The sequence below is a fragment of the Aeromonas sp. DNRA1 genome, assembly GCF_963888745.1.
Classification (GTDB): Bacteria; Pseudomonadota; Gammaproteobacteria; order Enterobacterales; family Aeromonadaceae; genus Aeromonas; species Aeromonas hydrophila.
In genome coordinates this window covers 545,276-556,923 of record NZ_CAWPKQ010000003.1, presented here as the reverse complement: position 1 = coordinate 556,923, position 11,648 = coordinate 545,276, and the positions used below count along the sequence as shown (strand labels likewise).

At 60.7% G+C, this 11,648-nt stretch carries 10 protein-coding genes; 5 read left to right on the top strand and 5 right to left on the bottom strand.

Translation table 11 applies throughout. From position 1 onward, the window contains the following. Positions 1 to 220: 220 nt before the first annotated feature. From dcd to apbC, 3 genes are all read right to left on the bottom strand, one after another. The gene (gene dcd, locus AACQ43_RS12445; RefSeq protein WP_011706092.1) at positions 221 to 802 is read right to left on the bottom strand and encodes a dCTP deaminase; all 582 of its coding nucleotides are present in this window, start codon (positions 800 to 802) and stop codon (positions 221 to 223) included. A 63-nt stretch (positions 803 to 865) separates the two neighbouring features. Continuing rightward, a complete protein-coding gene (gene udk, locus AACQ43_RS12440) occupies positions 866 to 1,510 on the bottom strand; it encodes a uridine kinase (protein WP_011706091.1) in 645 nt (214 codons plus the stop codon). Between the two features lie 109 nt (positions 1,511 to 1,619). After that, complete coding sequence (gene apbC / locus AACQ43_RS12435; RefSeq protein WP_168967471.1) at positions 1,620 to 2,702, bottom strand: iron-sulfur cluster carrier protein ApbC; 1,083 nt, start codon at positions 2,700 to 2,702, stop codon at positions 1,620 to 1,622. Positions 2,703 to 2,888: 186 nt separating this feature from the next. On the opposite strand from apbC, the gene metG reads away from it, so the two are divergent. Both metG and AACQ43_RS12425 read left to right on the top strand, forming a co-directional pair. Beyond that, positions 2,889 to 4,922, top strand: coding sequence for a methionine--tRNA ligase (gene metG, locus AACQ43_RS12430; RefSeq protein ID WP_168967470.1), 2,034 nt, complete (start codon positions 2,889 to 2,891; stop codon positions 4,920 to 4,922). Positions 4,923 to 5,107: 185 nt separating this feature from the next. Next, the gene (locus AACQ43_RS12425) at positions 5,108 to 5,743 is read left to right on the top strand and encodes a glutathione S-transferase family protein (RefSeq protein WP_029303002.1); all 636 of its coding nucleotides are present in this window, start codon (positions 5,108 to 5,110) and stop codon (positions 5,741 to 5,743) included. A gap of 83 nt (positions 5,744 to 5,826) precedes the next feature. Here the strand turns inward: AACQ43_RS12425 and AACQ43_RS12420 are convergent, their stop codons facing one another. Then, the gene (locus AACQ43_RS12420; protein WP_168967469.1) at positions 5,827 to 6,099 is read right to left on the bottom strand and encodes an acylphosphatase; all 273 of its coding nucleotides are present in this window, start codon (positions 6,097 to 6,099) and stop codon (positions 5,827 to 5,829) included. Positions 6,100 to 6,184: 85 nt separating this feature from the next. On the opposite strand from AACQ43_RS12420, the gene AACQ43_RS12415 reads away from it, so the two are divergent. Both AACQ43_RS12415 and AACQ43_RS12410 read left to right on the top strand, forming a co-directional pair. Further along, on the top strand, positions 6,185 to 7,615 hold the full coding sequence (locus AACQ43_RS12415; RefSeq protein WP_168967468.1) for a methyl-accepting chemotaxis protein: 1,431 nt from the start codon (positions 6,185 to 6,187) through the stop codon (positions 7,613 to 7,615). Between the two features lie 105 nt (positions 7,616 to 7,720). After that, positions 7,721 to 8,914, top strand: a complete 1,194-nt coding sequence (locus tag AACQ43_RS12410; protein WP_168967467.1) for a class I SAM-dependent methyltransferase — start codon at positions 7,721 to 7,723, stop codon at positions 8,912 to 8,914. A 484-nt stretch (positions 8,915 to 9,398) separates the two neighbouring features. Here the strand turns inward: AACQ43_RS12410 and AACQ43_RS12405 are convergent, their stop codons facing one another. Next, the gene (locus tag AACQ43_RS12405) at positions 9,399 to 10,043 is read right to left on the bottom strand and encodes a glutathione S-transferase family protein (protein ID WP_168967466.1); all 645 of its coding nucleotides are present in this window, start codon (positions 10,041 to 10,043) and stop codon (positions 9,399 to 9,401) included. A gap of 260 nt (positions 10,044 to 10,303) precedes the next feature. Between AACQ43_RS12405 and AACQ43_RS12400 the strand changes: the two genes are divergently transcribed. Beyond that, positions 10,304 to 11,488, top strand: coding sequence for an acyltransferase family protein (locus AACQ43_RS12400; RefSeq protein WP_168967465.1), 1,185 nt, complete (start codon positions 10,304 to 10,306; stop codon positions 11,486 to 11,488). The last annotated feature ends 160 nt before the right edge of the window (positions 11,489 to 11,648 follow it).

Genomic DNA, 11,648 nt, shown 5'->3' with positions numbered 1-11,648 from the left:
GGGGACAATTCATCATCAACATGCCGCAAAAGCCACTCTCACCGACCTCGGCTCCGTCAATTTTCGACCGACCGTATCGCCGTACTTGTACAAATGGCAGGCAAGAACACTCCCTCGCCCTGCCCTCTTCGCCACATACACCTGCCGAAGCGAATAGGAGAAGGGCGCCATCAGCGCCCTCTTTTAACACATTGCCAACGGCTCGACTGTCGACCCGCTCTCAGTCCTGATTGATGCGGCTGGCAACCGCACCCTGCTGGCTCTTGTACTTGGCGTTTTCCCGTTTGTTGTAGGGACGTGCCGCCACACCGGAGAGCATCTCGAAGTTCAGCGCACCGATCTTCATCTTGGGGCGCAGCGCCAGCGGCAGCTTGCCGCCATTGTAGAACTCCAGCACGATACGGCCGGACCAGCCCGGATCGATACGGTGCGCGGTCACGTGCACCATCAGACCGAGACGTGCCAGGGAAGAGCGGCCATCCAGCCAGCCCACGATGTCGGCAGGCAGGGTGACCGATTCATAGGTGACCGCCAGGGCCAGCTGACCCGGGTGCAGATAGAAGGCTTCGCCATCCGGCACATGAATTTCATCGCTCATCACCCGATCGATGGCGTCGGCCATTTCGCTGCTGGGGCCGCTCAGATCGATATAGGGGGCTGTATGATCGCGAAACACCCGAAACTCGTTGCCCAGCAGCACGTCGACGCTGACGCCGCTGATCCGTTCAATACCGGGTCTGGGCTCAATGACGATCTTGCCTTCATCCAGATGACGTTCGATATCGGTATCACAAAGACGCATTGGGCGACTCTCCTGACAAATTGTTCATTTAAAAAAGCCGGGCATCACCCGGCTTGATATCTCTCAACCAATCAACATGTGGCGAATACGCGCCTTGAGCATGTCGATGGCGATGCGGTTCTTGCCGCCACGGGGGACGATCACGTCCGCGTACTGCTTGGAAGGCTCGATAAACTGCAGGAACATGGGGCGTACCGTCTTTTGGTACTGCTTGAGCACCGAGTCCATGGTCCGGCCACGCTCCTGCACATCACGCACCAGACGGCGCAGCAGGCAGATGTCGAGCGGCGTGTCCATGAAGATGGAGGCATCCATCAGATCCCGCAAGCGGCTGTCGGTCAGCAGCAGGATCCCTTCCAGAATGATCACCCGGCGCGGTGCGAACGGGGTCACTTCGCTCATGCGGGTATGTTCGGTATAGGAGTATTGAGGAATATTGACCGCATCACCTTGCACCAGCTGGCTCAGATGCTGGACCAGCAGATCGTGATCGAGCGCGTTGGGGTGGTCATAGTTGGTTTTGACCCGCTCTTCCATGGTCAGGTGGGTCTGATCGCGGTAGTAGCAATCTTCGGTGATCACACCAATCTGACCGGCTCCCAGCTCGGCCACCAGCTCTTCATAGATGGTTTGGGCTATAAGACTCTTGCCGGAAGCGGATGCACCAGCAATACCGATGATCACACACGAATGTTGAGTATCAGACATTGAAAATACCTAAAGAGAAGAGCAGTGGGGATGGTTTAAACCGATCCATTATATAAAAAAGGGCGAGCCATGCCCACCCTCAAATCCACCCCAGGCGGTCGACCGCCGATTATTCATCCAGCGCCATGGCATAGAGGGGGGTCGCAATCGGTTTACCGCTGAAATAGAGCTCAGCTCCCACCCGACGAGCCAGTTTCAGATAGGCCTCTGCCAGCTCCCCGGTCGGGGCGCCGAACACGGTCGGGCAGCCATCGTCCATGTGTTGGCGGATGTCGATGTGCAGCGGCAGCTGGCCAAGCAGTGCCACCTGGTACTGTTCCGCCATCTTCTGGCCACCGCCGGTACCGAACAGCGGCTCATGATGACCACAGGAGCTGCAGACGTGGTAACTCATGTTTTCGATGATGCCGAGCACCGGCACGCTGACCTTGTTGAACATGGCCAGTCCCTTGCGGGCATCCGCCAGCGCCACGTCCTGCGGCGTGGTGACGATCACCGCCGCCGTGGTCGGCACCTGCTGGGCCAGGGTCAGCTGGATGTCGCCGGTACCCGGCGGCATGTCCACCACCAGATAGTCCACTTCACCCCAGCGGGTCTCGTGGAGGATCTGGGCCAGCGCCTTGCTCGCCATGGGTCCACGCCAGATGGTGGCATCCTGCTCGGCCACCAGATAGCCGATGCTGTTGCTCTTGAGGCCGCAAGCCATCACCGGCTCCATCAGCTTGCCATCATGGCTGACGGGACGCTCCTTCAAGGTTCCGGTCATGGTCGGAATGGAAGGGCCATAGATGTCCGCATCCAGAATAGCGACCCGCGCCCCCTCTTTTTGCAGCGCCAGCGCCAGATTGACCGCTGTGGTGGATTTGCCTACCCCGCCCTTGCCAGAGGCGACCACGATGATGTTGCGAATGCCCTGTACCGCCGCCAGTCCTTGCGCTCGCGGCAGGCTGGCGACCTCGATTTCGCCCACCCAGTCGATACGGGTGGCACCGGTGGCGCTGCGCAGGCGGGCATCGAACTCCTGCTTGATCTGCTCAAACAGGGAGTGGCCTGCAAAGGGCAGCACCAGCTTGATGGTCAGCGTCGAGCCCTGTTTGTCGATGCTGCGCACGAAGCCGGCAGCCACCAGATCCTTGCCCCAGCCAGTTGGCTTAAATTCGGCGAGGATCTGTTTTACTGAATCAATCACCATTAACTCCTCATTATCTTGTCTTTATCTTGAGGTGAACGGTTACCGCACACAAATCAGTGGCTTGCCTGCTGGTCGACCAGCGTGCGCCGGCAGGGCGGACGAGCCACAACCCTAGGCAGGCTACCCCCAATTCGGGTAACATGCACGGCACTCTATCATCCCAACAAGCACATCAAGAACGACTATATGGCAACTGATCCTCGTACAATGCTGGTAACCTGCGCCCTTCCCTATGCCAATGGCTCCATCCATCTTGGCCACATGCTGGAACACATCCAGGCCGATATCTGGGTTCGTTATCAGCGAATGCGCGGTCACCAGGTGCACTTTGTCTGTGCCGACGATGCCCACGGCACCCCGATCATGCTCAAGGCCCAGCAGCTGGGGATCACCCCGGAAGAGATGATCGCGGCCGTCTCCAAGGAGCACCAGGCCGACTTCGCCGGGTTCAACATCAGTTTTGACAACTATCACTCCACCCACAGCGACGAGAACCGCGAGCTGGCGGAGCTTATCTACGGTCGTCTGCAGGCCGGCGGCAAGATCAAGAGCCGCACCATCTCCCAGTTGTTCGATCCGGAAAAGTCCATGTTCCTGCCGGATCGTTTCGTCAAGGGCACTTGCCCCAAGTGCAAGTCCCCGGAACAGTATGGCGACAACTGTGACAGCTGTGGCGCGACCTACAGCCCGACCGAGCTGATCGATCCGAAATCCGCCGTCTCCGGTGCCACCCCGGTGATGAAGGACTCCGAGCACTTCTTCTTCGATCTGCCGCAATTTGAAAAATGGCTGGCAGAGTGGGTGCGCGGCTCCGGCGCCATCCAGGAAGAGATGGCCAACAAGATGCAGGAGTGGTTCGAAAGCGGCCTGCAGCAGTGGGACATCACCCGTGACGCCCCCTACTTCGGGTTCGAAATTCCCGGCGCACCGGGCAAGTACTTCTACGTCTGGCTGGATGCGCCCATCGGTTACATGGCGTCGTTCAAGAACCTGTGCAACAAGCGCGGCGACATCGATTTCGACAGCTACTGGAAGGCGGACTCCGAGGCCGAGCTCTATCACTTCATCGGCAAGGATATCGCCTACTTCCACTGCCTGTTCTGGCCGTCCATGCTGGAAGGCGCCGGTTTCCGCAAGCCGACCAAGGTCAACGTGCACGGCTACGTGACCGTCAACGGTGCCAAGATGTCCAAGTCCAAAGGCACCTTTATCAAGGCTTCCACCTATCTCAACCACCTGGATCCTGAGTGCCTGCGTTACTACTACGCCGCCAAGCTCAACAGCCGCATCGACGATCTGGACTTGAACCTCGAAGATTTCGTGCAGCGCGTCAACGCTGACGTGGTCAACAAGCTGGTCAACCTCGCCTCCCGCAACGCCGGCTTTATTGCCAAGCGTTTTGGCGGCAAGCTGGCGGCAACCTGCGCCGAGCCCGAACTCTACGCCGAATTCGCCAATGCCCGTACCGCCATCGCCGAGGCTTATGAGAGCCGTGAGTTCAGCCGCGCCATCCGCGAAATCATGGCGCTGGCTGACAAGGCCAACCGCTATGTGGATGACAAGGCTCCCTGGGTCATCGCCAAGCAGGAAGGGGCTGACGCCGAGCTGCAAGCTGTTTGCTCCGTCGGTATCAACCTGTTCCGCGTGCTGATGGCCTACTTGAAGCCCGTCATGCCGCTCTTGGCCGAGCGTGCCGAAGCCTTCCTGGCCGAAACCCTCAGCTGGGATGGCATCGAGATGCCGCTGGTCGATCACACCGTGGCACCGTTCAAAGCCCTCTTCTCGCGCATCGAGCCGGCGAAGATTGAAGCCATGATCGAGGCATCCAAGGAAGACTTGGCCAAGGAGCAGGCACCGAAAGTGAGCGGCCCGCTGGCTGATGACCCCATCAGCGAAACCATCACCTATGACGACTTCGCCAAGATTGACCTGCGGGTGGCGCTGATCAAGAAGGCCGAAGCGGTACCGGAAGCCGAGAAGCTGCTCAAGCTGCAACTGGATATCGGCGGCGAGACCCGTCAGGTGTTTGCCGGCATCAAGTCCGCCTACAACCCGGAGGATCTGGAAGGCAAACTGACCGTGATGGTGGCCAACCTGGCCCCGCGCAAGATGCGCTTCGGCATGTCCGAAGGCATGGTGCTGGCGGCAGGTCCGGGCGGCAAGGATCTCTGGATCCTGGAGCCGCAGGAAGGCGCCCAGCCCGGCATGCGCGTCAAGTAAGCGCAGCCCGGTCATCAAGCAACGAGGGAGGCCTGCGGCCTCCCTTTTATTTGTCCTCTTCTCCCCACTGAACGCCCTGGGTGTTGCGCGCTTCACCCCTTCGGTGCTTGTTGCACCCGGGTAATTTGTCTAGACTGGCGATTCACTTCGGGCCCATGGCCCCCTTCATCAGGCAAGGAGCAAGCATGATCACCTTATATGGCACCCCCGTCAGCCGGGCCCTGCGCGTATCCTGGTTACTGGAAGAGCTGGACGTGGCGTGGCAGTTCCAGTTTCTCGACTTCGCCAAGGGCGAGAACCGCAGCGACTGGTTTTTGACCCTCAACCCGAGCGGCAAAATGCCGGTGCTCAAGGACGGGGAATTCGTGCTGACCGAATCTGCCGCCATCATGCAGTACCTGGCCGAGGTGTATGGCCCGAACTGGCTGCCAGCCAGAGGAACCCAGGCCTCGGCGCTGCACGCCCAGTGGGTCAGTTTCATCACCTGCGAGCTGGAGCAGCCGCTGTGGACCATCGGCAAGCACCGCTTCGCCCTGCCAGAGGCCCAGCGTCTACCGGCCATCTTCCCCACCGCCAAGTGGGAGTTCGACAAGGCGGCGGCCATCGCCGAATCCTGGGTGCCCGAGCAGGGTTACCTGCTGGGTGAACAGATCACCATCGCCGATCTGCTGCTGGCCCATACCCTGATGTGGGCCACCCGCTTCGAGCAGACCATTCCCCCCAAGCTGGCGGCCTATCGGGATCGTCTGGCCAAACGCCCCGCCCTGCAGGCGGTGCTGGCCAAGACCCAGGCCATCGCCGATGCCGCCCAGGCCGGCTGACTCAAGAGTGCCATCGATGCAAACGGGAGCCTGTGTGGTTCCCGTTTTTCATGGCTGTTCGGCGTCATTGGTGTGGCAAGCACTCAATTGGTATGAAAGCCGCTTCCCTTGGGTGGTGGCGCCGATTCATACTCCATCCGGGTCACCTCGGCGGTACGCGGCCCGCGCTCCAGCCAGCCCAGCATCATTTGCACGCTCTGCTCCGGCCCGCAGATGAGGATCTCCACCGAGCCATCTTCCAGGTTGTAGGCGTGGCCCCGCAGCCCCAGTTGCAGCGCCCGCTCCCGGGTGAAGTAACGAAACCCCACCCCCTGAACCAGGCCCCACACTCGCACGACAAACGATTGCTCTCCCATTTCTCACACCTTCCCCTTAAGAAATTTCCCCCCAAGGCGATAATGAGCGCGACACTCTCATCCCCTTGCAGGACGCAATACCATTATGAAAGAAGTAAAGTTTCGGTGGGTTGACCGTTATCTCATTCACCTCACGATCAGCGAAAAATTTCTCATCACCTTCTGGTGCCCGCTGCTGTTCATCGCCTTTCTCAGCTGGTATCTGCTGGCCGACGGCCACCAGCAACAGATGCAGCTGCGCCTGGATCAGCTCAAGCAGCGGGTCGAACTGAGCGCCCAGCTATCGAGCCAGCACGCCGGTCTCACCCTGCCAGCCGAGCTCACGCTGAGCCCGACCGGCAGCACAGGGTTAACCCGGCAGGGCGACATCTATCGATACAGCGTCAGCGCCGGTCAGGCCGGGGTCGTCACCGGCACCCTGGATGCCTCCCGCTACTCCATGTGGGATGGTCAGGGCACCACGCTCACCATCATAGCCGTGCTGGCTGCCCTGCTGGCCCTGGTCACCCACTACCTGATGACCTTTGTCTCCGGTGCGCTCTTCTCCACCAACAAGGCGCTGCAGACCGTGGCGGATGGCGATCTCACCTTCCGCCTCAACTTCTTCCCGGTGCGCGACGAGTTCTCCATTCTGGCGGGCAGCATCGACAGGTTTACCGACCGCCAGCACAAGATAGTGCAACTGGTGGAAGAGTCCGCCGAGGCGCTCACCCTGGCCGCCGACGAGTTTCGCGATCATGCCAGCGAGGGTGAAACCATGGCCCGCTCCCAGCGCCAGCACATGGATTCCCTGGCAGCCGCCATGGAGCAGATGTCCGCCGCCATCCGCGAAGTGGCCCGCAACGCCAACGACACTCTGCAGCAGACCCGCCAGTCGAGCGAAGAGGCAGCCAACGGCGCCGCCCGGGTATCTCGCACCATCGCCGCCATCCGCACCCTAGCCGACGAGATCGGCAACGCCTCCGGCGCGGTGGAACGGCTGACCCACAACGCCAATCGCATCAACGAAGTGGTCAACGTCATCAATGCCATCTCCCAGCAGACCAACCTGCTGGCCCTCAATGCCGCCATCGAGGCCGCTCGCGCCGGCGAGCAGGGCCGCGGCTTCGCGGTGGTGGCCGACGAGGTACGCACCCTCGCCAGCCGCACCCAACAGGCCACGGTGGAGATCCAGCAGATGATCGAAGAGCTGCAGGCCGGCACCGGCGCGCTGAACGACATCATGGAGAAAACCGTAGGTCGCGCCGCCAGCAGCCAAGCCTTGATCAGCGAAGTGGGGCTCGACATCGACAAGCTCAGCAACCACAGCGATGCGGTGCTGGAGATGAGCACCCAGATCGCCACCTCCAGCGAGCAGCAGAGCTCGGTGGCCGAGGAGATCACCCGCAATCTGGATCAGGTGCGCCACGAAGCGGGCCAGGTGGAAGAGTCAGCCAGCGCCTCGGTGGCCGGCACCGCCGGCCTCAAGGCCACCGCCACCGAGCTTGCGCAGGCACTGAAGGGGCTAGAAATCTGATTAGCAAGCTTCCAGAGCCTGACGCTATCTGCCAAGGTTGTTTGAGTTTTGCCAGCGGGCCACATAGAATGTGGCCCCTTTTCTTTTGACCATCTGGCAACCCCCATGAGCGCTTCCATCTATCTCGTCAAAGGCCGCGAAAAATCCCTGCTGCGTCGCCACCCCTGGATCTTCTCCAAGGGGATCGAGCGGGTACAGGGCAACCCCATTGATGGCGATACCGTCGAGATCTACACCCAGGATGGCAAGTGGCTCGCCCGCGGTGCCTGGTCCGGCAGCTCCCAGATCCGCGCCCGGGTCTGGACCTTCGACAAAGATGAAACCGTCGATCTCGACTTCTTCATCCGTCGCCTCAAATACGCCCAGGAGTCCCGCGACGGGCTCATCAAACGTCAGGGGCTCACCGGCTACCGCCTCTGCGCTGCCGAATCCGATGGCCTGCCGGGTCTGACCATCGACCGCTATGCCGATTTTCTGGTGTGCCAGATCCTCTCAGCCGGTGCCGAGTTCCAGCGTGAGCTGATCACGCAAGCACTGCGTACCCTCTACCCAGAATGCAGCATCTATGAGCGCTCAGACGTGGCAGTGCGCAAGAAGGAAGGGCTGAAAGAGCGCACCGGCGTCATCTATGGTGAGACCCCGAACGAGCCGGTGGTCATCGAGGAGAATGGCGGCGTCAAGATCCTGGTGGATATTCGTAACGGCCACAAGACCGGCTTCTATCTGGATCAGCGGGATAACCGTCAGGCTGCCGCCAAGTACACCGAAGGCAAGCGGGTGCTCAACTGCTTCTGCTACACCGGCGGTTTTGGTGTCTACGCCCTCAAGGGCGGCGCCAAAGAGGTGGTCAACGTCGATCTCTCTCAGAATGCGCTGGATATCGCCCGCCAGAATGCCGAGCTGAACGGGCTGGATACCAGCAACACCCAGTTTGTCCGTCATGACGTGTTCAAGCTGCTGCGTGAATATCGCGAGAAGGGCGAGAAGTTCGATGTCATCGTGCTGGATCCGCCCAAGTTCGCCGAGAGCAAGGCGCAGCTGTTGGGTGCCTGCCGCGGCTACAAGGACATCAACATGCTGGCGTTCCAGCTGCTGGCGCCGGGTGGCGTGCTCTTGACCTACTCCTGCTCCGGTCTGATGGAGCAGAGCCTGTTCCAGAAGATCGTCGCCGATGCAGCGCTCGATGCCGGCCGCGACGCCCAGATCCTGGAGCTCCTGTCCCAGGCATCCGATCACCCCATCGGCACCGCCTATCCGGAAGGCTTCTACCTCAAGGGGCTGGTGGTGCGCGCCCGCTAAGCCGAGCAGACCAGAACAGCCCCCCTGTCCTAGGTTCCAGATCCGGGCCAGGGCTGGGTCCGGCAAGCCATCAAAAAGCCCGCGATCAAAGCGGGCTTTTTTTATGCGGCCGCCACAGAGATAACCTCACCTCCAACTTTGCCACCAGCAGCGATGGGTGCTCCTGTCTCTCCCCTTCAACTGACGACTGCCATCCTCAATCTTGAATTGCCGCATCGTTAGCCCGATTATCATGTCTCTTTCACCCCAGGCATGGCATACACAACCCGCCAGCAGAGACATTCCAGGCATTTTTCTTATGCAAAAACATGAGCTGTTATGCATCAACATTAAAAATCCCTCGGGGAAATATCGGCCATAAACGCATACTCACTCACCTAAATGAATAATGCTGTTTTTCCCCTGCAGTTGATCCCGCCATGTCCCTGTTCGCCTCGCACATTGCCCGGGGCGGCAATGCCCCGCCCACCACAAACCATCCCGCTCAGTCACGCGCCGGCGCGCCCAGCGGGAAATAGTGTCGAAATGGCCTGGCCTCCACCACCACCCGCATGATGGAGGGATGGCTAAGCAGCTGGGCGCGATAAGCACGCAGGCGGCCATAGCCAGCGGGGATCTCGTGGGCCCAGTCGGCGTAGAAGAGCGAGGGGGCTGCGGCGCAATCGGCCAGCGTGAAGTCTGCACCGGCAATCCAGTGTCGCCCTTCGAGCCGTTGATCGAGCCAGGGGTAGATCTGATCGAACAGCTCGCGGGCCTCCACTACGCCATAGTTGTCGCGATCCGCGACCGGGCGCAGCGCATCCAGCACCACTTTTTGCATCGGCGTCATCACATAGTTGTCGAAGACGCGATCCAGCATATGCACCTCCAGACCCGCATCGCCAGGCGGGATCAGGTTGACGGGGCCCGGCTGGTACGCCTGCAGATGGGCCACTATGGTGCTGCTCTCGAGGATGCAGCGACCATCATCAAGCAGCACCGGGAAGCGCTTGAGCGGCCAGAGGGCGGCAAGCTCGGCGTTGGCCGTCGGCTCTTCGAGATTCAGGCACTCGAACGGGGTGGCATTCTCGTAAAGGGCGATCAGTACCTTCTGGCTGTAGGATGAGAAAGGATGGGCAGAGAGTTTCATCGGGACGCGCCTTGCACGCTGATGGATGACTTCCCTAGTCTAGATCCCCTCTTCACCTTCGCTGCAGCGCTGATTCCTTGCTGGTTTTTGGATGATAAATGCGCATTCATGACGAAAATCACACCCGTATGGCTCTCTTTTAGGTAGGGTGTTCCCGCCTGTGGCCGCCAAGCTAGGGCAGCCGACTCATCAGGGTTGATGAGCGGCACCACAACAAAAATCGATGTCAGGCCAAGCTGAACATCATCAAGGATCCCGTCATGAATCAATCATTGCCGCTGTTGACGCCGCTGCGGGGCATCGCTGCCCTGATGGTGGTGCTGTTTCACGCCCGCTTGCTGCTCTTTCCCCAGTGGATGGAGTCGATCGCCGGCCACACCCAACTCATCGAGAACGGCTACCTCTGGGTCGATCTCTTCTTTATTTTGAGCGGGCTGGTGCTGGCCCACGTCTACGGGGAGGCCTTCGCCCGCACGCCCCGCACCATTGGTTATGGCCGCTTCCTCTGGCTGCGGCTGACCCGGGTTTATCCCCTCTATCTGGTGACCCTGCTGCTGCTGGTGGGCTGGGAGCTCTACAAGGCCCACCACGGGATTGGCTTCTACGCCGGTCCCCTGTTCAAGATGTGGGAGTGGGAAGGAATGCCTCCTTTCGGCTCACCCTTTACCCCGGCCGAGGCGCTGCCAAGCAGCCTGTTGCTGCTGCAGGTGGTGACCGATCACGGATTGACCTGGAACTTCGCCGCCTGGTCGCTCAGCGTTGAGTGGATCAGCTATCTGCTGTTTCCGCTGCTCATTCCCCTCGCCGTCACCCGCAGCCGCTGGAGCAACCTTGCCCCCTTGCTGGCCCTGACGGTGCTGGCCTATATCGTGCACAGCCGGGGCACCCTGGATGTCACCAGCGGGGCGCTGGCCATCGGGCGCGGGGTGAGTGAATTCGTGCTCGGCCTCTGGCTGCTGCCGAAGGTGAAGGCTGCCCGCCAGTGGCCCATGATGCAGCAAGATCTGCCGCTGCTGCTCGCCTTTTTGCTCCCCTTCGCGCTGATGCAGTTCACCATGACGCCGCAGCTGACCCTGCTGCTGATCAGCGCCTACGTGTTGCTGATCTGGATTGCCGCCTGCCAAGGCGATCGCCAGAGCCCGCTGCTGCGCCTCCTGGATAACCGCTTCACCAACTGGCTGGGGGATCTCTCCTACTCCATCTACCTGCTGCACGCGCTGGTGCTGCTCACCGGCTGCGAGCTCATCCACTATCTGGCGCCAAGGCTCACCGAGTGGTGGTATGCCCAGACCAACCCCTTGCTAGGTGTATTGGCCACGTTGTTGATGCTGGCGGTGCTGATCGGGCTCTCGGCGCTGAGCTACACCCTGCTGGAGCGGCCGCTGCAACGGCGCCTGCGCCGGCTCGGCAAGACTCGCCAGCCGGTGATGGAGCAAGCCGGCTAAGCTCCCCACCAAAGATGGCCCCGATGGCAGCATGGCTCGCCTTCGGGGCTACCTTGGGGAGAGCCTTGCCTGCGTGATGGCGAGGTCGGCCCCTTTCTCTAAACCCGCCAATTCCCTGCGCTTTGTGTGAATTCCAGTTCGAACCAGAGCGGCCATTTGT